The following is a 19,595-nucleotide window of genomic DNA, read 5'->3' as shown; positions in this document are numbered from 1 at the left end:
CGTGCTTGAGGGCCGAACGGGCCCGTGCCAAGGTAAAAATTGCGGAAGGCGCGATTGTCCCACGGGGCTGCAGGCCCTGCAGGCAGGGTGCTATGGCTGGATGTTGAATGCCACCGGTGCGGGCACGTTGCGCACCAGCCGTTGCACGTCATCGGCCTGGGCCAGGCTGGTGCCCGGGTGCAGCAGCGCGGCGGCGCCTGCGGCCACGCCCCAGCGCAGCGCCTCGGCAGGCGCATCGCCCCGGTCCAGCGCCCAGACCAGCGCGGCCAGAAAGCAGTCGCCCGCGCCGGTGGTGCCGGTGGTGGCGGGCACGTTGAGGGCGGGGGCTTGCCAAACGCCCTCCCGCGTGGCCAGCACCGCGCCTTGTTCGCCTATTGACAGGGCCACGGTGTCGGCCGCGCCGCTGCGCACCAGCGACTGGGCGGCCTTGCACCAGTCGGCGGCGTGCTCCAGCGGCTGCTGCAACAGGTCGCGCAGCTCGCGCAGGCTGGGTTTGACCAGCCCCACCCCGGCTTTCAATGCCGCCGCCAGCGGCGGGCCCGAGGTATCAACGGCTACCCGCACGCCCTGGCCGGACACGGCGGATACAGCGCGTACCAGCTGGGCATAGAAGTCGTCGGGCGTGCCGGGCGGCAGGCTACCGCTGGCAATGAGCCAGCGGGGTGGTGGGGCGTGGGTTGCCAGCGCATCCAGGCAGGCCTGCCACTCGCTGGCCTGCAGCGTGGGGCCAGGCAGCACAAACCGAAACTCCTGACCCGTGGTGGTCTCGACCACCGAGAAGTTCTCGCGCGTATCGCCCGCAATGCGCTGCAGCTGCGTGGGCACGCCCTCGTCGGCCAGCAGTTGTTGCACCTGGGCGCCCGCCGCGCCGCCCGCCAGTGCCCAGGCGCACACGTCCGCGCCCAGGCGGTGCAGCACCCGCGCCACATTGATGCCACCGCCGCCCGCAAACCGCCGCACCGGGCCGCAGCGCAGCTTGTGCGTGGGGGCCACGTGGTCGGTGGTGGTCGCCAGGTCGAGGGCGGGGTTGAGCGTCAGGGTGATCAGTGCGGGCATGGGCTACCAGACCTTGTCGGAGAAGCCGGACCACAGCTCGTCCAGGTCGGGAAAGCGCCACTTCTCGGGGTCTTCGCGTGCCACGATCTTCTCGTTGCAGTCCGGGGCAGCCAGGTTCACCACCTCGGGCGGAATGCGCAGGTCGGACTTGGTCGAGAAGAACACCTTGACGATGGGGGTGGTGAGCGCGGTGGGCGATTGTTCCGTCACGATCCCGATGCGGCCCGAGGTCAGCCGCACCAGCGAGCCCACGGGGTAGATGCCGATGCTTTTGACAAACGCCTGGAAGATACGCGCGTCGAAGTGGTCCTTGGTCCACTCGGCCATGCGGCGCAGCGATTCGGCCGGGTCCCATCCGCGCTTGTAGGGCCGGTCGGAGGTGATGGCGTCGTACACGTCGCAGATGGCGGTCATACGGGCGATCACGCTGATGCCTTCGCCCGCCAGTTTGTCGGGGTAGCCCGATCCGTCCACCTTTTCGTGGTGGTGCAGGCAGGCGTCCAGCACCGCATCGGGCACGTTGCCACCCTCCTTGAGCATGTGAAAGCCCTCCACCGGGTGGCTGCGCACCACGGTGAATTCCTGGTCGGTGAGCTTGCCGGGCTTGTTGAGCACGGCCAGCGGAATGGCCGCCTTGCCCAGGTCATGCAGCAGGCCCGCCATGCCGGCGAGCCGCTGCTGGTCTTCCTTGAGCTTCAGCTGCTTGGCCAGCGCCACCATGAGCGCACACACGGCCACCGAGTGCATGTAGGTGTAGTCGTCGGCCGTCTTGAGCCGCGCCAGGCTGATGAGCGCGCCGGGGTTGCGGGTGACGGAGTCCGAAATCTCCTCCACCAGGCTTTGGGCGCCCGCAGAGTCCACCGCCCGGCCCATGCGGGCCTCGTTGAACATGGACACTACGGCTTCTTTGGACTTCACGCAGATGGCGGCGGCCATCTTGAGTTCGCTGTGCATGTCGGCCGGTTTGCGGTCGCGCTTGGGGGGCGGAGGGGGCGACGGCAGCTTGACCTTGACTGGGGGCAGTTCTTCCAGGCGGCTGAAGTCGGTTTCGATCTGCGCATCCACCTCTTCGCGGGACATCGACGCGGTGCCCTCCGCCACGTCCAGTCCCTTATCGGTGTCAATCCAGATTTCCTGGATGGCCGTGGCCTGGATGCGGGCGAGGTCCTTGGGGTCCTTGAGCAGGAACTTGGCCCGCCAGAACGGGTGATCCATCCACGAGCCACAAAACTCGTGCAGGTACATGCCCAGGGTGAGGTGTTGGATGTGGATGCGCTTGAGCATGGCAGAAACCCGGGACTCGAAAACACGCCCTGGTCAGGCGTGAGCAATGGTAACCATGGTAGCCTTTTCGGGCTGCCATCTCCGCTCGTTTTCCCTAGCAAATTGCTCTCCATGCCCGCTGCCGCCCCAGCCCCCGCCAAAGCCCCCGCGCGTGCCGCCACCCCAGCAGCGCGGGGCCAGGGCGCGGCCTCGGTCGCGCAGAAGGCGTTGCAAAAGCTGGGCCTGCGCCGCGACATTGACCTGGCATTGCACCTGCCCCTGCGCTACGAGGACGAAACCCGCATCACCCCGCTGGCCAACGCGCGGGACGGGCAGACGGTGCAGATCGAGGCCACGGTCACGGCCTGCGAGGTGCAACTGCGCCCCCGCCGCCAGCTGCTGGTGCAGGTGGAGGACGATACCGGCAGTTGCGAGCTGCGCTTCTTCAGCTTTTACCCGTCGCACCAGAAGACCCTGGCCGTGGGAAACCGGCTGCGCATCCGGGGCGAGGTCAAGGGCGGCTTCTGGGGGCGGCAGATGCTGCACCCCGCGTTTCGCCTGGCCGGTGGGGAGCTGCCCGCCGCGCTCACGCCTGTGTACCCCACCACCGCCGGGCTGCCCCAGCCTTACCTGCGCCGCGCCGTGGTCAGTGCCCTGACCCGGGTGGACTTGTCAGACACGCTGCCGCCGGGTGCCGAGCCGCCCTGGGCGCGCTTTTATGGTCCAAATGGCCTGCACCGCGCATTCAGCTTGCGCGAGGCGCTCACTTTTTTACACCACCCCACACCCGATGTGGCGCTGTCGACGCTGGAGGACCACAGCCACCCCGCCTGGCAGCGCCTGAAGGCCGAAGAACTACTGGCCCAGCAGCTGTCCCAACAGCAGTCGCGGCGCGAACGCGACATGCTGCGCGCACCCGTGCTGCGGCCCCGGCCCAGCGCCCAGGGCGCCTTGCCCTTGCACGAACAGCTGATGGCCGTGCTGCCGTTCGACCTGACGGCCGCCCAGCGCCGGGTGGGGGAAGAGATTGCCGCAGATCTGGCCCGCCAGGTGCCCATGCACCGCCTGCTCCAGGGCGATGTGGGATCGGGCAAGACGGTGGTGTCGGCCCTGGCCGCCTGCCTGGCGATGGACGCGGGCTGGCAATGTGCGCTGATGGCACCCACCGAAATCCTGGCCGAGCAGCACTTTGCCAAGATGATCGGCTGGCTGGAGCCACTGCTGGCGCAGCACGGCCGTAAGGTGGCCTGGCTGGTGGGCGGGCAGAAAAAGAAGGACCGCACCGCCATGCTGGCCCTGGTGGCCAGCGGTGAGGCCGCGCTGGTGGTGGGCACGCACGCCGTGATCCAGGAGCAGGTGCAGTTCAAGAACCTGGCGCTGGCCATCATTGACGAGCAGCACCGCTTTGGCGTGGCGCAGCGGCTGGCGCTGCGGCAAAAGCTCGCCGCCCACGGCATGGAGCCGCACATGCTGATGATGAGTGCCACACCTATTCCACGCACCTTGGCGATGAGCTACTACGCCGACCTCGATGTGTCGGTGATCGACGAGCTGCCCCCGGGCCGCACCCCCATCGTCACCAAGCTGATCGCCGACAGCCGCAAGGACGAGGTGATCGAGCGCATCGGCGCGCAGGTCGAGGCCGGGCGGCAGGTGTACTGGGTCTGCCCGCTGATCGAAGAGAGCGAGGCGCTGGACCTCTCCAACGCCACCGCCACACACGCCGACCTGAGCGAGGCCCTGCCCGGCGTGATGGTCGGCCTGCTGCACTCGCGCATGCCCACGGCCGAGAAGAAGGCCGTGATGGCGCTGTTCACCAGCGGCCAGATGGGCGTGCTGGTCAGCACCACCGTGATTGAAGTGGGGGTGGATGTGCCCAACGCATCGCTCATGGTCATCGAGCATGCCGAGCGTTTTGGCCTCTCCCAGCTGCACCAGCTGCGCGGCCGGGTGGGGCGCGGCGCGGCGGCATCGGCCTGCGTGCTGCTGTACGCCACCAACGACAGCGGCCGCGTGGGCGAAACCGCCAAGGAGCGCCTGCGCGCCATGGCCGAGACCAACGACGGCTTCGAGATCGCCCGGCGCGACCTGGAAATCCGCGGCCCCGGCGAGTTTCTGGGCGCGCGCCAGTCGGGCGACGCGCTGCTCCGTTTTGCCGACCTGGCCACCGACACCCACCTGCTGGAATGGGCGCGCGAACTGGCGCCGCAGATGCTGGACCGGTATCCTGACCTGGCCGCCAAACACGTGGCGCGCTGGTTGGGTGGAAAATCGGACTATCTCAAGGCATGACACCATGACCCTCACCGAACTCAAGTACATCGTTGCGGTGGCCCGCGAGAAGCACTTCGGCCATGCAGCCGATGCCTGCTATGTATCGCAACCCACGCTCTCGGTGGCCATCAAGAAGCTGGAAGAAGAGCTGGACGTGAAGCTCTTCGAGCGCAGTGCGGGCGAGGTGACGGTGACGCCGCTGGGCGAAGACATCGTGCGCCAGGCGCAGAGCGTGCTGGAGCAGGCAGCGGCCATCAAGGAAATCGCCAAGCGTGGCAAGGACCCGCTGGCCGGGCCGCTCACACTGGGCGTGATCTACACCATCGGCCCCTATCTGCTGCCTGAGCTGGTGCGCCAGTCCATCACGCGCACGCCGCAAATGCCGCTGATGCTGCAGGAGAACTTCACCGTGAAGCTCCTGGAGATGCTGCGCACGGGTGAGATCGACTGCGCCATCCTTGCTGAGCCCTTCCCTGATACCGGTCTGGCCATGGCGCCGCTGTATGACGAGCCTTTCATGGCGGCCGTGCCCAGCACACACCCGCTGGCGGCCAAAAAGTCGGTCACGGCGGCCGAGTTGAAGAACGAAACCATGCTGCTGCTGGGCGCAGGTCACTGCTTTCGCGACCACGTGCTGGAGGTGTGCCCCGAGTTCGCGCGTTTTGCGAGCAACGCCGAGGGCATCCGCAAGTCGTTCGAGGGCTCGTCGCTGGAGACCATCAAACACATGGTGGCCGCAGGCATGGGCGTGACGCTGGTGCCCCGCCTGTCGGTGCCCCGCGATGCGCTGCTCACCGTGTCGCGCCGCCGCAAGAGCGACGAGACCTACATCCGCTACCTGCCCATCCGCGAGGAAGACGGCGGCCCGCCGCCCATGCGCCGCGTGGTGCTGGCCTGGCGCCGCAGCTTCACCCGGTATGAAGCCATTGCGGCCCTGCGCAATGCCATCTATGCGTGTGAACTGCCGGGCGTGACGCGACTGTCCTGACCGCGTCAGGACTCTGATTCGCGGCCGGGATCGGCGATACACTCGCGCCGCCCCTGCGCAGGTCCACCCGGCCTGGGCAGGCGATGCTCCCTCCACGGCACCCTCCGCCCATCGGCGGTCGGTGCCCTTGCCCCCACAAGAGGTTCCTATGAAGACGTTTTGGCTCACCGCAACGCTGGCCGCTGCCCTGTCGGCATGCTCCACCCCCGCCACTCCGCCTGCCACCCAGACACTGAAGAAGCCCGCACTCGACCGCATTGCGGCGGCGCCTGCGGCAGCAACGTCGGCGGACTTCCGCCAGTTCCTGGCGCTGGCCGCGCAGATGCAGCCGCAGCTGCAAACCGCCGTGTCGGCGTACCTGGCCCACAAGCCCCTGGCGGGCGATGACCTGGTCAACATCAGCCGCCTGCTGGGTCTGCACAACCGCCTGCGCAACCAGGCGGCGGTGATCGACGCTACCGCGAAGATGGTGGCCATTCCCACAGTGCGCGCCGACAAGGTGCCGCCGCACGAAGACAAACACATCATTGCGTTTGGCGCCCTGGTGGAAGGGATAGCCAAAGACTTTGGCCTGCAGTACCGCAACGTGGACAACCGCATCTTTGAAGTGAAGCTGCCCGGCAGCGGCCCTGAGGAGTTCGGCATCCTCACGCACGCCGACGTGGTGCCCGTGGTGGCCGACGAATGGGTGCTGGACGACGGCACCCGGCTCGACCCCTTCAAGCTGACCCGCGTGGGCGGCAACCTGTATGGCCGGGGCTCCATCGATGACAAAGGCTCCATCGCCACCGTGCTGTTCGCGATGAAAGCCGTGAAGGACAGCGGCCTGCCGCTGGCGCGCACCATCCGCCTGATGATCGAGACCACCGAGGAAACCGGCGGCGACGCGATGAAGTACTACCGCGCCAAGACCTCGCTGCCCGAGTACAACATCGTGCTCGACAGCAAGTACCCAGCCGTCGTGGCCGAAAAGGGATCGGGCGCACTGCGCGCGTCGTTCCCGCTGTCATCGTCTGCCAACTCGGGCGTTACGGCGATCACCGCCATGGCGGGCGCCGCATCGGCCAACGCCGTGCCGCAGACGGCCACCGCGCGGTTGCAGGGTGGCCATCTGCCCGATGTGGCTGCGCGGCTGAATGCGGCGAAGGGCGCCTTTGTCGCCAAGTACCGCCCGCAAGGCGGCGCATTCAGCATCGACGTGGCGCAGGACGGCGGTGCGGTGGTGGTGAAGGTGACGGGCGCATCGGCCCATGGCTCCCGCCCCGAAGAAGGCGTGAACCCCCTGCCGCGCCTGGCACTGTTCCTGACGGAGTCGGGCCTTGCGCTGGCACCCAATGGCTACGCGCAGGCCGTGCGCTACCTGACCGACCTGTATGGCACCGACTACCTGGGGCGCACGATGGGCTTGGCCTACAGCGATGAATTCATGGGCCCGCTCACGATGTCGCCCAACCTCATCCGCGAAAAGGATGGCAAGGTCGATGTGCTGGTGAACGTACGCATGCCCCGGGGCAACACGCCTGAGGAACTGGCCAAGGCCACCACCGAACGCATCAAGGCCTGGGGCGCCCAGGCCGGCGTGCCGGTGGAGGTGGACCACAACCAGGGCAACTGGATGGCGCGCGACCCGCAGGGCGCGTGGCTGGCCACGCTGCTGAACTCCTTCGGAGACACCACCGGTCTTGAAGCCAAGCCCGTGCCCACGGCCGGCAGCACCACCGCCAAGCTGATGCCTAACGCCATCAACTTCGGCCCTGCCATGCCTGGCAAGAAGTACACGGCCCACAACGCCAAGGAGTTCAAGGAAGTGGCGGACCTGGATGCCGACATGCAGATGTTCACCGAGATGCTGGTGCGCATCGGCAACTTGCCGAAGATGCAGTAAGCCAGCCGACGGGGGGGCGCCCGCGCTGGTTCTTGACCCTGGTACAAGGCATCGGCCTTTGCTGACACAGGGGCGCTGCGGCTTGCGCTACAGTGTTCGCGGACCCCGCACGGCGCGGGGTGTTTCATGTTTTCCGCACGGAAGGAATCTCCCCCATGGCCAAAGCTCCTGGCAAAGCCGCATCCGGCAAAACCTCTGCCCCCAGCATCAACATCGGCATCAGCGACAAAGACCGCGCTGCCATCGCCCAGGGCCTGTCGCGCCTGCTGGCCGATACCTACACGCTGTACCTCACCACCCACAACTTCCACTGGAACGTGACGGGCCCCATGTTCAACACGCTGCACACCATGTTCATGGCGCAGTACACAGAACTGTGGAACGCGGTGGACCCGATTGCCGAGCGCATCCGCTCGCTGGGCCATGTGGCCCCGGGCTCTTATGCCGAGTTTGGCAAGCTGGCCACCGTGCCTGACGCACCGGCCAAGCCGCCCAAGGCGATGGAAATGGTGCGCGTGCTGGTCGAGGGCCACGAGGCCGTGGCCCGCACCGCGCGCAGCCTGTTCCCCCTGGCCGACAAGGCCAGCGACGAGCCCACGGCCGACCTGCTGACGCAGCGCCTCACGGTGCATGAGCAGACGGCGTGGATGCTGCGCTCGTTGCTGGAAGAATAAAAAGGCCAGTTGCACCCGCCTGCGTTGCCCGAAGTCCGGCGTAGCCAGCGCGGGCGCAGGGGGCACCAGGGTGCAAAAGGGCGCCTTGTCCTACACGGCGCGGCACGGCCGCCTGCACATGATGCGTGTTTGGGCCATGTCCTCTCTTCGCTAGGTGGCATGGCGGCTCAACCCCCCTCTGATGTATGCGAATCCTGTACGTTGAAGACCATCCGGAGCTGCGCGAGACCATTGGCATGCTCATGGAAGGTGAAGGCCGGACGGTCACGCCCTGCGCCTCTGCCGAGGAGGCGATGGCCCTGGATGCTGGCGACCCCTTTGACGTGCTGGTGACCGATGTCAGCCTGCCCGGCCTCTCGGGCACGGACCTGGCCCGCCAGCTGCTGGCGGACGATCCGCAGCGCTGGGTGGTGCTGTGCTCCGGCTACGAACTGGGCAGCCATCCAACCCAATGGGGCCCGAATGTGCGCGTCTTGCTCAAGCCTTTCGAGCTGGAAGAGCTGGAGCAACTCCTGACTTCCATTCATACCGCGCTGGCTGCAGCCGCCGGTTAGGAGAGGCCAACAAAACTCTTCTGGCGTCGTTGCTGTGTCTTGTCGTACTGCTCGTACTGCCTGCGACACAGCGCCTGGCCAGAACCGCTTCGCTGAGTTTTGTTAGCCGCTCTAAGTCTGACGGGCGGCCACCGCTCGGGTTTCCTGCCTTCCTCTTTCCTTCTTCCCCATCGCGCCTCCCTGGACCCTGAAGGTCTGAGACGTGTGATGGGGCTGCGCTGCGTCAACTGCGGGGGCTGCGTGCGGGCGCGTGGCGTGGCAACGTCACCCGAAAGCTCGTCACATCGTTGTGTGACCGGGCCTCGATGGTTCCATGGTGGGCCCGCACGATCTGGTGCGCAATGAACAACCCCAGCCCCAGCCCCTGGTGGCGGCCCGGCTCGCGCTCACCGCCCCGGAACGGGTCAAACAGATGTGGCAGCAGCCCGGCGGGAATGGTGCCGCCGTTGGACACCGTGATGCTCACCTCCTCGGGGCGGGTGCCGTCCACCGCAATGCGCACCGGGTGGTCGACGCTGCCGTGGTGCAGGGCGTTGCCCACCAGGTTGGTGACCACCTGGCACAGGCGCTCGGCGTCCCAGGTGCCGGCCAGGTCCCCCGCGAGCGTGGAGTTGATGGGGCGCTCCGGGTGGCTGGTCGCCACCTCATCCAGCGTACGTTGCACCAGCGTTTGCATGTGGGCAGGGCCCAGTTGCAGGGCCAGCCCGCCCGCCTGGCGGATGCGGGTCACGTCCAGCAGGTCTTCGATCATGTGGCCCATGCGCTGGCTCGCGCCCAGCACCCGGTCGGCCATCAGTGCGGCCTTGTCGGGCGGCGGCTGGCGCTTGAGCACGGTGGCCGCCGCGACGATGGACTGCAGGGGGGTGCGCAGGTCGTGGCTCAGCACGGCCATGAACATTTCGTTGATGCGCAACGCCTCGGTGCGCGCGCGCAGCTCGTGCGCCAGTGCCTGCTTGCGCCGGTGCAGTTCAAAGAACACGCTCGCTTTGTTGGTGAGCATGTGCGGGTCGATGGGTTTGTACAGAAAGTCCACCGCACCGCTCTCGTACCCCCGGAACTGCCAGTTCTGCTCGCGCGATCCCGCCGTCATGAAGATGAGCGGAATGTGCCGGGTGCGTTCGCTGCCCCGGATCAGCTCCGCCAGTTCAAAGCCGTTCATCTCGGGCATCTGCACGTCCAGCAAGGCCAGGGCCACATCGTCGTGGGCCAGCAGCAGTTCCAGGGCCTCGGGGCCCGACTGGGCCTTGAGGATGTCCAGCCCGTCGCGCTGCAGCAGCGCCTCCAGGGCGATGAGGTTTTCCTCGACATCGTCAACGAGCAGGCATTTGGTGCGGTCGGTCTGGGGCATGGGCGGTGGGGAGGGTGGGTGGGGTTCTCAAAAAGGGACGCATGCGCCCGGATCAAAGCTGCTGGCGCTGGTGCAGGTCCGCCAGCAGCCTTGCAATGCCTTCAGGGGGCAGGATGTGGTCCACCGCCACGGCCGCGAGGGCCGCCTGCGGCATGGTGGGCATGCTGGCGCTGGCAGGGTCTTGCACGATGGTGAGGCCGCCCGCCGCCTGAATGGCTTGCAGTCCGTGCACGCCGTCTTCGTTGGCGCCCGACAGCAGAATGCCCACCAGCCGCGGGCCATAGTGGTCCGCCGCCGACTCGAACAGCACGTCGATGGCGGGGCGCGAAAAATGCAGGGGAGGGTCCACCGATAGCCCCACATGCGGGCCCTGGGGCCCAGCATCGACCAGCAGGTGGTAGTCCGGTGGCGCAAAGCTCACCGATCCTGGCGTGATGGCGTCCTTGTCCTGCGCCTCGCGCAGCGGCAGTGCGCAGCGGGGCTGAAAAATCTCCACCAGCAGGCTGCGCCGGTCCCGGGGCAGGTGCAGCACCACCAGCACCGCCGCCTGCAGCGTGGCGGGCAGCGCGGGCAGCAGCTCTAGCAAGGCGTCGATACCGCCCGAAGACCCGCCCACCACGATGGCGGCGTAGCCCCCGGGGGGCACTGGCCTGGGAGCGCGGTCGGCGCTGCTCACAGCCCGGCCTTCTTGCGGTAGATGCGGTCCTGCAGCACGAAGTCGTCGAACGCATCGGTGTGCGCCGAAAACCGCAGCGACTCCTTGGAGCCCAGGCCCAGAAAGCCCCGGTGGCACAGCGACTCGCGGAACAGCCCCAGGGCGCGGTCCTGCAGGTCGCGCTCGAAGTAGATAAGCACATTGCGGCAGGACACCAGATGGACTTCAGCAAACACGCTGTCGGTGGCCAGGCTGTGGTCGGAGAACACCATGTGCTCACGCAGCCCCTTGTCGAACACCACGCGGCCATAGGCAGCGGCGTAGTAGTCCGACAACGAGCTGCGGGCGCCGGAGCGCGCATGGTTCTCGGTGAAGGCAGGCACCCGGGACAGGTCGAACACACCCGCCTCGGCGGCGCGCAGCGCGTGCGGGTTGATGTCCGTGGCGTAGATCAGCGTGCGGTCCAGCAGGCCTTCTTCCTGCAGCAGGATGGCCAGCGAATACACCTCTTCTCCCGCGCTGCACCCGGCCACCCAGACCTTGAGCGACGGGTAGGTGCGCAGCAGTGGCACCACCTCCTGGCGCAGCGCCTGGAAGTAGCTGGGGTCGCGGAACATGTCGCTCACCTGCACGGTGAGGTATTCGAGCAGCGCAGGGAACACGGCGGGCTCGTGCAGCACGCGGTCCTGCAGCTGCGACAGCGTCTTGCAGTCAAACTGCACCAGCGCCGACGCCAGCCGCCGCTTGAGCGACGCCTGCGCGTAGCCCCGGAAGTCGTAGTGGTAGCGGTGGTAGATCGCATCGATCAGCAGGCGCTGCTCGATGTCTGCGGTGCGGGCCTTGCGGTGCGGCATGGCGGGGCCTACTTGGGCATCCACACGCGCACGAGGGACAGCAGCTTCTCCACGTCCAGCGGCTTGGCGATGTAGTCGTTGGCCCCGGCGGCCAGGCATTTTTCCTGGTCGTCCTTCATGGCCTTGGCGGTCAGCGCAATGATGGGCAGGCGGCGCCACTCGGGGCGGTTGCGGATCTCTCGCATGGCGGTGTAGCCGTCCATCTCCGGCATCATGATGTCCATCAGCACCAGGTCGATGGCAGGCTGGCCGCCGCTGCCGGCGCGCTCCAGCGCCTGCAGGGCCTCCAGGCCGTTGCGCGCAATGTCCACGCGGATGCCGGTGGGCTCCAGGATGCTGGAGAGCGCGAACACGTTGCGCACATCGTCCTCCACCACCAGCACGTTGCGGCCTTCCAGGGCGGTCTCGCGGTTGCGGGCCACCTGCAGCATCTGGCGGTGCTCGGCCGACAGCTCCGACTCCACCTGGTGCAGGAACAGCGTGACTTCATCCAGCAGCCGCTCGGGGGAGCGCGCGTCCTTGATGATGATGGACTTGGAGAACCGGCGCAGCTGCTGCTCCTCGTCGCGCGACAGGGCGCGGCCTGTGTACACGATGACGGGCGGGAAGGAGACGCCGTCCTGCTCCGTCATCTGCTGCAGCAGCTCGTAGCCGCTCAGGTCGGGCAGGTTCAGGTCCATCACCATGCAGTCAAACGTCGAGTTACGCAGGTGCGCGAGCGCCTCGGCCGCCGTGCCTGCGCCCACAATTTCCACGTCGTCGTTGGCCAGCAGGTGGCGCACGCTCTCGCGCTGGCGCTCGTCGTCTTCCACCACCAGCACGCGCCGCAGGTTCTGGGTGAACTTGGCTTCGAGCCGCTGCAAGGCATGCACCAGTTCGTCGCGCTTGACGGGTTTGAGGGCGTAGCCCACGGCCCCCCGGCCCAGGGCCTCTTGGGAGTAGTCGGCCACCGAAACCACGTGCACCGGGATGTGGCGCGTGGCCGGGTTGCGCTTGAGCTGGTCGAGCACGCCCAGGCCCGAAAAGTCGGGCAGGTTCACGTCCAGCACGATGGCGCTGGGCAGGCTGTGTATCGCATAGGCCAGGCCGTCGGCCGCGTTGTGGGCCAGGTGGCAGTCAAAGTCCATCTCCCGCGCCAGGTCGCTCAGGATCTGCGCAAAGCGCACGTCGTCCTCGATCACCAGGATGCTGCGCGCGCCCGCACGGCGCGGGGCTGCGGTCGCAACCGGGGCCGCCACGGGTGGCAACGCGGGGGCCGTAGGAATCGGTGCGACGACCGGTGCCGCCGCATGGGCTGGAGCAGGTGCCGCCAGCGGCGCTGCGGGGGCCGCTTCTGGCGACGGGGGCACCAGCTTCTGGGGCAGCACCAGGGTGAAGACGCTGCCTTCGCCCGGCGTGCTGTGCACGTGGATCGATCCGCCCAGCAGCTGCGCCAGGTCGCGCGAGATCGACAGGCCCAGGCCCGTGCCGCCGTATTTGCGGTGCGTGCTGCCATCGGCCTGGCGGAAGGCTTCGAAAATCAGCTCCTGCTGGTGCGCCGGGATGCCGATGCCCGTGTCCTTGACGGCGAATGACAGGGTGTCGTCCGGGTTGCGCGACACATGCAGCGCCACCGAGCCCTTCTCGGTGAACTTGAGCGCGTTGGACAGCAGGTTCTTCAGCACCTGTCCCAGGCGCTGCGGGTCGGTGTCCAGCGTGGCGGGGGCGTCGGGGGCAACGGTGGCGGTCAGCGTCAGGCCTTTCTCCTGAGCCAGCGGGCGCAGCGGGTCGATGAGGGTTTGCAGGGCCTTGGACAGCGTCACCGTTTCCACCGACACGGTGGCCTGGCCGGCCTCGATCTTGGACAGGTCGAGGATGTCGTTGATGAGGGCCAGCAGGTCGTTGCCTGCCGCGTAGATGGTCTGCGCGTACTTCACCTGCTCGGCGCTCAGGTTGCCCGGCTTGTTGTCGGACAGCAGCTTGGCCAGGATCAGGGTGGAGTTGAGCGGCGTGCGCAGCTCGTGGCTCATATTGGCCAGGAACTCGCTCTTGTACTGGCTGGCCAGCTCCAGCTCGCGGGCCTTGTCCGTCATGGCGCTTTGGGCGCGCAGAAGTTGTTCGCGCTGGTATTCCAGCTGCTGGGTCTGCGCCTCCAGGTGGGCGTTGGTCTGCTCCAGCTCGGTCTGCTGCACCTCCATCTGGGCCTGCGACTCTTGCAGGATGCGGCTTTGCTGCTCCAGCTCCTCGTTGCTCACGCGCAGTTCTTCTTGCTGGGTCTGCAGCTCTTCGGACTGGCGCTGGGTTTCTTCCAGCAAGGCTTCCAGGCGGTTGCGGTCAATGCCCGCACGAATTGCCACCGCCAGGATGCCCGAGGCACGTTCCATCAGGGTGCGCTCGGGCTCCGTCAGCGGGCGATGAAAGCCCAGCTCGATCACGGCAAAGACTTCGCCGTTCTCGATGGCGGGCGCCAGCAGCAGTTCGGTCGGTGCGGACTGGCCGGTGCTGGACGACACCATCAGGTGCCCAGCGGGCACATCGCGCACATGCAGCATCTGGCGCGAGCGCGCCACCTGGCCCACCAGGCCCTCGCCGGGCAGCAGGCGCTGCTCCAGCCGCTCGCGGGGCAGGGCGTAACCCCCAAACAGGGTGAGTGCGCCATTGCAGTCGGCCACGTAGCCTGCCCCCACGGCGGCGCGCAGGTACTGCGCCAGGTATTCGAGTGTGAGCTGGCCCAGGTCTTCCAGCCGGTGGTCGCCCTGGATGCGCTGGCTCAGCCCGTTGAGGCCGGCCGCCACCCACGACTGCTGGGCCTTGAGGCGGTATTCCCGCGCATTGGCAGCGGCCGACAGGCAGATGAGCACCAGCAGCACTAACGAGCCGCCCCAAGAGTAGTAGGTGGACATGGCCGCAGCCTCCACCCATTGCTTGCGGTCATTCTCCAGCTGCTGGTTCAGCAGCGTGGACAGGTCCGACGCCAGGTCGCGGATGCGGTCCATTATCACCCGCCCCGCATCACTGCGGGTCACGGCCACGGCGGCTTCCTGGCCCTTGGAGCGGCGCAGTTCAATGGTCTCGCCCAGCTCGCGCAGTTTTTCGTGGCGCAGGTCGTCGATCTGCAGCACCAGGCGCCGCTGCACGGCGCTGTCGTCCGTCAGTTCCTTGAGGCGCGCCATGTTGCGCTCCATGGCGCTCAGCGACAGGTTGTAGGGCTGCAGGTAGGTGTCGTCCCCCGTCAGCAGGTAGCCGCGCTGCCCGGTCTCGGCGTCCTTCAGCGAGGACACGAACAGGTTGAGGTGGCGCATGGTCACCGTGGTCTCGTCCATGGCTTCCACCGCTTGCGCGCGCACCTGGGCGGTGCGGAAGTTCACCAGCGCGATCAGCACGGTGGCGAGGGCAGCAATCACAAATCCCACCAGCATTCCGCGGGGAACAGCAAAACGCGTGGCGGCCTGGGAGGTCGATGTATGGGGCATGCGTTGGTGCCCCAAAAAGGGCGGGTGCGTTGGGGGAGGACCGGAGACTGTAACGGGTTTTACGCGCCAGTAGGGCGCTGTTACTCGGCCTGCGGGCCGCACCAGCAGTTGGCGGCGCTGCTGCTACATTCGGTGCGCCCGTGGGTTGCCACCCGCCGCAGCGCCTTGCTGCCGGGCCTGCTCTTTCTGCATCCGATCGTCCCGCCATGTCGCCGCAATCTGTCCCTGCCCGCAGCCGTTTTTCGCTCTATCTCGACCTGATCCGCTGGGACCGGCCTGCGGGCTGGCTGGTGTGCCTGTGGCCCACGCTGAGTGCGCTGTGGATTGCGGCAGACGGGTTTCCGGGCTGGCATTTGCTGGCGGTGTTTGTGCTGGGCACCATCCTCATGCGTAGCGCGGGCTGCTGTGTGAACGACGTGGCTGACCGCGACTTTGACAAGCACGTCAAGCGCACGGCGCAGCGCCCGGTGACCACCGGTGCGGTGTCGGTGAAGGAGGCGCTGGGCCTGGGCGCGGTGCTGGCGCTGGTGTCTTTTGGCCTGGTGCTCACCACCAACACCGCCGCCATCGCGTGGTCGGTACCCGCCGTGCTGGTGGCCATTGCCTACCCGTTCACCAAGCGCCTCATTTCCATGCCGCAAGCGGTGCTGGGCATTGCGTTCAACTTCGGCATCGTCATCGCGTTTGCCGCTGTGCAGGGCAGCGTGCCCGCGGTGGCGTGGTGGATGTGGCTGGGCAACATGTTCTGGGTGCTGGCCTACGACACCGAATATGCGATGGTGGACCGCGACGACGACCTGAAGATCGGCATCAAGACCTCGGCCATCACCCTGGGGCGGCTGGATGTGGCCGCCATCGTGGTGTTCTATCTGCTTTTCTTGGGAATTTGGGCGGTAGCGCTACAACCACATGCCCTCGGTGCTATTTTTTATGTAGCGCTTGCGGTGGCGTTGGCCCAGGCCGTGTGGCACTTCACGCTCATCCGCACCCGCACCCGCGAGGGCTGCTTCAAGGCGTTCCGCATCAACCACTGGCTGGGCGCCACGGTGTTTGCGGGCATTGCGGGCAGTTACCTCGTGCGCGCAATGCTCACCAATTGATAGCGGCCAGCGCTTGATCGACTAGCGCTGCCGCCCCAAAACATCAAGATCCGAACTCGTTGCCCAGTTCGTTGGCGCGTTTTTCGGCCGCGCGCATGGCGGCCTCGAACGCCTGCGATACGCCGCTGGCTTCCATCGACTGCAGGGCCGCGTAGGTGGTGCCGCCCTTGGACGTGACGCGTTCGCGCAGCACGGCGGGGGATTCGTCGGAACGGCGGGCCAGCTCCGAGGCGCCCACAAACGTGCCCACGGCCAGCTGGTGCGCCTGCGCTTCGGTCAGGCCCATGCCCGCGCCGGCGCGTGTCATGGCTTCGAGGAAGTAGAAAACATAGGCCGGGCCCGAGCCCGACAGGGCGGTGACCGCGTCGAGCTGGGTCTCGTTCTCCACCCACAGGAATTCGCCGGTGGACGCCATGATGGCCTCCACGCTCTGGCGCTCGGCCGCGGTCACGGCGGGGCGCGCGTAGATCGCGCTCATGCCCTTGCCCACCAGCGCAGGCGTGTTGGGCATGGTGCGCACGATGCGCTCGGTGGAGAGCCACTGGGCGATGCTGTCAGAGCGAATGCCCGCCGCCACGCTCAGGTGCAGGGCCTGCTGCGTGTGGGCCTTGGCCTGTGCCGCAGCGTCCTTGAAGGTCTGGGGCTTGACCGCCCAGACCACGATGCTGGCGCGCTGCAGTGCGGGGCCAGCCTCGGGTTGCGCGATGAGGCCGAAGTTCTTGAGCAGCGCCTCGCGCGTGGGGGCGTAGGGCTCGACCACCTCGATCTGGCTGGCCGGGTGGCCCTGGCGGATCAGCCCGCCAATGATGGCGCTGGCCATGTTGCCGCCGCCGATGAAGGCGATGGTGGGGAGTTGGGAATTTGCTGCGGCGGAAGCGGAGGAGGTCATGCTACGGTCAGGCGAGAAAGGGAGGCGCCATGGTAGCGCCGGAGACCTGTGATTGTCCGAATGGCCTGCGCAACTGGCGCGGCCCATGCCAGTGCTCCCGCGCAAGGGCCGCCCCGCCGCGCTGGGAGCGTCCCCCCGCCCGCAACGCGCAGCGATGCGAGAGCGGGGGGAAGGCGCCGAAGGCGACTCAGGGGGGCTACTCTGCAATAGTTTGGCGAACGGCGTGTTCCCAGTTCGCCATCAGCTCCTGTGCACGCGCGCTGCTGAGCGTGGGCACAAAGCGGCGGTCGGCGCGCCACAGCTGCGAGAGTTCATCCGTGCTGCGGTACACGCCGCTCGACAGCCCGGCCAGGTAGGCCGCGCCCAGCGCCGTGGTCTCGATGACCGCAGGCCGCACCACCGGGATGCCGAGCAGGTCGGCCTGGAACTGCATCAGCAGGTCGTTGATGCAGGCACCGCCGTCCACGCGCAGCTCGCTCACTGGGGCACCGCCCGCAGCCACGGCGTCGCGGCTCATGGCCAGCAGCAGGGCGGCGCTTTGGTAGGCAATGCTTTCGAGCGCCGCGCGCGCAATGTGGCCCAGTGTGGTGCCGCGCGTCAGGCCGGTGATGGTGCCGCGTGCGTCGGGCTTCCAGTAGGGGGCGCCCAGGCCGGTGAAGGCGGGCACCATCATCACGCCGCCCGAATCGGGCACGCTTTGGGCCAGCGACTCGACCTCGCCGCTGGTGGAGATGGCGCGCAGACCGTCGCGCAGCCACTGCACCACGGCGCCGCCCACAAAGACGCTGCCTTCCATGGCGAATTCAGGCTGGGTCGATGCCTGTGCCGCACTGGTGGTGAGCAGCCCGTTCTGCGAGGTCTGAAACGTGCCGCCCGTGTGCATGAGCATGAAGCAGCCGGTGCCATAGGTGTTCTTGGCCATACCGGCCGTGAAGCAGGCCTGGCCGAACAGCGCGCTTTGCTGGTCGCCCGCCACGCCGCCGATGCGGATGGGGTGGCCCAGCAGGTCGGCCGCCGTGTCGCCAAAGTGGGCGCTCGATGGCAGCACCTCGGGCATCAAGGCCTTGGGGATGCGCAGCAGCGCCAGCAGTTCGTCGTCCCACTGGTTGGTGTGCACATTGAACAGCATGGTGCGCGATGCGTTGCTCACGTCCGTCACATGCACCTGGCCGTGGGTGAGCTTCCACATCAGCCAGCTGTCCACCGTACCAAAGGCCAGCTCGCCGCGCTCGGCCGCTTCGCGTGCGCCGGGCACATGGTCCAGCAGCCACTGCAGCTTGGTGCCCGAGAAGTAGGCGTCCACCAGCAGGCCCGTCTTGGCCTGGATGGTGGCGGCGTGGCCTTGTTCGCGCAGCTGGGCGCAGGCGGGTTCGGCGCGCCGGTCTTGCCAGACGATGGCGTGGTGCACAGGCTGGCCCGTCTTGCGGTTCCACAGCACCGTGGTTTCGCGCTGGTTGGTTATGCCCACGGCCCGCACGGCGCTGGCGGTAATGCCCGCTTTGGCCAGCGCATCGCGTGCGGTGGCGAGCTGGGTGCGCCAGATCTCCTGCGGGTCGTGCTCCACCCAGCCGGGCTGGGGGTAGATCTGCGGCAGCTCCAGCTGCGCCTGGGCCACGATGTGGCCGCGTTCGTCAAACACGATGCTGCGGGAGCTGGAGGTGCCTTGGTCGAGGGCGAGCAGGTAGGTCATAAGGGCAAAGGATAGGTGAAGCTATGCAGCTACCGTGCAGATGACTTCAGCATCTTGCAGAAGGGCCGGGAAGGGCTCGGGCGGCGGTGCGTCGGTGAACAGGCGGTCGATCTGCGCCAGCGTGGCCAGCTGCACCATGGCCGGGCGGTTGAACTTGCTGAAGTCGGCCGCCAGCCAGACCTCGCGCGCGTGCTCGATGATGGTTTGCGCCACCTTCACCTCGCGGTAGTCGAAGTCGCGCAGCGACCCGTCCGGCTCAATGCCCGAAATGCCGATGAGCGCAATGTCCACCTTGAACTGGCGGATGAAGTCCACCGCCGCTTCGCCCACGATGCCCCGGTCACGGGCGCGCACCACGCCGCCGGCCACGATGACCTCGCACTCGGGGTTGCCGCTCAGGATCGCGGCCACGTTGAGGTTGTTGGTGATCACGCGCAGGCCCCGGTGGTGCAGCAGCGCCTTGGCAATGGCCTCGGTGGTGGTGCCGATGTTCAGGATCAGCGAGCAGTCGTTGGGCACCTGTTCGGCCACGGCGCGCGCAATGCGCGCTTTGCCTTCGGCATGCAGGTTTTCGCGCTGGGTGTGGGCCAGATTCTCCACCGTGGAGCTGGGCACGCGCACGCCGCCATGAAAGCGCGTGAGCAGTCCGGACTCCGCCAGGCGCTGCACATCGCGGCGCACCGTCTGCAGCGTGACCCCCAGGGTGTCGGCGAGTTGTTCCACCGTGGCGGACTTGCGCGCGCGCACTTCTTCGAGGAGCTGGAGTTGGCGGGGATTGGTGTTCACGGTGGGGTGTTGTGCGCAGTGGTTTGTCACCGAATCGTAACGAATCTGAAACATTTGCTTTGGTGCCCGGTGGCACGCTAAAGACTTTAAATCGAACAAAAACGAATTGATTAAGGGTAAACCTTGA

Annotated in this window: 15 protein-coding genes; 6 read left to right on the top strand and 9 right to left on the bottom strand. The window is 67.3% G+C overall.

The features are described from left to right. Positions 1 to 90 precede the first annotated feature (90 nt). A complete protein-coding gene (locus tag ACOYR4_RS21095; RefSeq protein WP_422847933.1) occupies positions 91 to 1,056 on the bottom strand; it encodes a 1-phosphofructokinase family hexose kinase in 966 nt (321 codons plus the stop codon). Positions 1,057 to 1,059: 3 nt separating this feature from the next. Then, positions 1,060 to 2,340 (bottom strand): HD-GYP domain-containing protein, encoded by a 1,281-nt coding sequence (locus ACOYR4_RS21090; protein ID WP_110961784.1) that lies wholly within the window; start codon positions 2,338 to 2,340, stop codon positions 1,060 to 1,062. A 111-nt stretch (positions 2,341 to 2,451) separates the two neighbouring features. Here ACOYR4_RS21090 and recG point away from each other — a divergent pair, with 111 nt between their 5' ends. The 5 genes from recG (at position 2,452) to ACOYR4_RS21065 (ending at position 8,694) form a co-directional block, all read left to right on the top strand. Next, positions 2,452 to 4,611, top strand: a complete 2,160-nt coding sequence (gene recG, locus ACOYR4_RS21085; protein ID WP_422847932.1) for an ATP-dependent DNA helicase RecG — start codon at positions 2,452 to 2,454, stop codon at positions 4,609 to 4,611. A gap of 4 nt (positions 4,612 to 4,615) precedes the next feature. After that, positions 4,616 to 5,581, top strand: a complete 966-nt coding sequence (locus ACOYR4_RS21080) for a LysR substrate-binding domain-containing protein (RefSeq protein WP_274111536.1) — start codon at positions 4,616 to 4,618, stop codon at positions 5,579 to 5,581. Positions 5,582 to 5,729: 148 nt separating this feature from the next. Beyond that, positions 5,730 to 7,466, top strand: coding sequence for a dipeptidase (locus tag ACOYR4_RS21075; RefSeq protein ID WP_422847931.1), 1,737 nt, complete (start codon positions 5,730 to 5,732; stop codon positions 7,464 to 7,466). A gap of 155 nt (positions 7,467 to 7,621) precedes the next feature. Continuing rightward, positions 7,622 to 8,140, top strand: coding sequence for a Dps family protein (locus tag ACOYR4_RS21070; RefSeq protein ID WP_422847930.1), 519 nt, complete (start codon positions 7,622 to 7,624; stop codon positions 8,138 to 8,140). A gap of 185 nt (positions 8,141 to 8,325) precedes the next feature. Further along, positions 8,326 to 8,694, top strand: coding sequence for a response regulator (locus tag ACOYR4_RS21065; RefSeq protein WP_422847929.1), 369 nt, complete (start codon positions 8,326 to 8,328; stop codon positions 8,692 to 8,694). A 223-nt stretch (positions 8,695 to 8,917) separates the two neighbouring features. Here the strand turns inward: ACOYR4_RS21065 and ACOYR4_RS21060 are convergent, their stop codons facing one another. Genes ACOYR4_RS21060 through ACOYR4_RS21045 form a run of 4 tightly spaced genes read right to left on the bottom strand, consistent with a single transcriptional unit; the run spans position 8,918 to position 15,003 of the window. Then, positions 8,918 to 10,042, bottom strand: a complete 1,125-nt coding sequence (locus tag ACOYR4_RS21060; protein WP_422847928.1) for a hybrid sensor histidine kinase/response regulator — start codon at positions 10,040 to 10,042, stop codon at positions 8,918 to 8,920. A gap of 52 nt (positions 10,043 to 10,094) precedes the next feature. After that, positions 10,095 to 10,718 carry a chemotaxis protein CheB gene (locus tag ACOYR4_RS21055; protein WP_422847927.1) on the bottom strand — a complete coding sequence of 208 codons (624 nt, stop codon included), beginning with the start codon at positions 10,716 to 10,718 and terminating at the stop codon, positions 10,095 to 10,097. Then, a complete protein-coding gene (locus ACOYR4_RS21050; RefSeq protein WP_422847926.1) occupies positions 10,715 to 11,551 on the bottom strand; it encodes a CheR family methyltransferase in 837 nt (278 codons plus the stop codon). The genes ACOYR4_RS21055 and ACOYR4_RS21050 overlap by 4 nt, the downstream gene beginning before the upstream one ends. An 8-nt stretch (positions 11,552 to 11,559) precedes the next feature. Then, on the bottom strand, positions 11,560 to 15,003 hold the full coding sequence (locus ACOYR4_RS21045; protein ID WP_422847925.1) for a response regulator: 3,444 nt from the start codon (positions 15,001 to 15,003) through the stop codon (positions 11,560 to 11,562). Positions 15,004 to 15,209: 206 nt separating this feature from the next. Between ACOYR4_RS21045 and ubiA the strand changes: the two genes are divergently transcribed. Beyond that, the gene (gene ubiA / locus ACOYR4_RS21040; RefSeq protein ID WP_422847924.1) at positions 15,210 to 16,103 is read left to right on the top strand and encodes a 4-hydroxybenzoate octaprenyltransferase; all 894 of its coding nucleotides are present in this window, start codon (positions 15,210 to 15,212) and stop codon (positions 16,101 to 16,103) included. Between the two features lie 43 nt (positions 16,104 to 16,146). Here the strand turns inward: ubiA and proC are convergent, their stop codons facing one another. The 3 genes from proC to ACOYR4_RS21025 form a co-directional block, all read right to left on the bottom strand. Then, positions 16,147 to 16,992, bottom strand: coding sequence for a pyrroline-5-carboxylate reductase (proC, locus tag ACOYR4_RS21035; RefSeq protein ID WP_422847923.1), 846 nt, complete (start codon positions 16,990 to 16,992; stop codon positions 16,147 to 16,149). Between the two features lie 196 nt (positions 16,993 to 17,188). Then, positions 17,189 to 18,682, bottom strand: a complete 1,494-nt coding sequence (gene glpK / locus ACOYR4_RS21030) for a glycerol kinase GlpK (RefSeq protein ID WP_422847922.1) — start codon at positions 18,680 to 18,682, stop codon at positions 17,189 to 17,191. 21 nt (positions 18,683 to 18,703) lie between these two features. After that, positions 18,704 to 19,468, bottom strand: a complete 765-nt coding sequence (locus ACOYR4_RS21025) for a DeoR/GlpR family DNA-binding transcription regulator (RefSeq protein WP_056065359.1) — start codon at positions 19,466 to 19,468, stop codon at positions 18,704 to 18,706. Between the last annotated feature and the right edge of the window lie 127 nt (positions 19,469 to 19,595).

It is taken from the genome of Acidovorax sp. M14, from assembly GCF_049331375.1.
In the GTDB taxonomy this organism is placed as follows: Bacteria; Pseudomonadota; Gammaproteobacteria; order Burkholderiales; family Burkholderiaceae_C; genus Acidovorax.
The sequence above is the reverse complement of the archived record's forward strand: the minus strand, read 5'-3'. Positions and strand labels throughout refer to the sequence as shown.

What these genes read in the sequence shown, in the direction of transcription:
- ACOYR4_RS21045 (WP_422847925.1), bottom strand. Translation starts at nt 15,003, where the DNA reads ATGCCCCATACATCGACCTCCCAGGCCGCCACGCGTTTTGCTGTTCCC.
- ACOYR4_RS21050 (WP_422847926.1), bottom strand. Translation starts at nt 11,551, where the DNA reads ATGCCGCACCGCAAGGCCCGCACCGCAGACATCGAGCAGCGCCTGCTG.
- ubiA (WP_422847924.1), top strand. Translation starts at nt 15,210, where the DNA reads ATGTCGCCGCAATCTGTCCCTGCCCGCAGCCGTTTTTCGCTCTATCTC.
- ACOYR4_RS21075 (WP_422847931.1), top strand. Translation starts at nt 5,730, where the DNA reads ATGAAGACGTTTTGGCTCACCGCAACGCTGGCCGCTGCCCTGTCGGCA.
- ACOYR4_RS21065 (WP_422847929.1), top strand. Translation starts at nt 8,326, where the DNA reads ATGCGAATCCTGTACGTTGAAGACCATCCGGAGCTGCGCGAGACCATT.
- ACOYR4_RS21070 (WP_422847930.1), top strand. Translation starts at nt 7,622, where the DNA reads ATGGCCAAAGCTCCTGGCAAAGCCGCATCCGGCAAAACCTCTGCCCCC.
- ACOYR4_RS21080 (WP_274111536.1), top strand. Translation starts at nt 4,616, where the DNA reads ATGACCCTCACCGAACTCAAGTACATCGTTGCGGTGGCCCGCGAGAAG.
- ACOYR4_RS21060 (WP_422847928.1), bottom strand. Translation starts at nt 10,042, where the DNA reads ATGCCCCAGACCGACCGCACCAAATGCCTGCTCGTTGACGATGTCGAG.
- glpK (WP_422847922.1), bottom strand. Translation starts at nt 18,682, where the DNA reads ATGACCTACCTGCTCGCCCTCGACCAAGGCACCTCCAGCTCCCGCAGC.
- proC (WP_422847923.1), bottom strand. Translation starts at nt 16,992, where the DNA reads ATGACCTCCTCCGCTTCCGCCGCAGCAAATTCCCAACTCCCCACCATC.
- recG (WP_422847932.1), top strand. Translation starts at nt 2,452, where the DNA reads ATGCCCGCTGCCGCCCCAGCCCCCGCCAAAGCCCCCGCGCGTGCCGCC.
- ACOYR4_RS21095 (WP_422847933.1), bottom strand. Translation starts at nt 1,056, where the DNA reads ATGCCCGCACTGATCACCCTGACGCTCAACCCCGCCCTCGACCTGGCG.
- ACOYR4_RS21090 (WP_110961784.1), bottom strand. Translation starts at nt 2,340, where the DNA reads ATGCTCAAGCGCATCCACATCCAACACCTCACCCTGGGCATGTACCTG.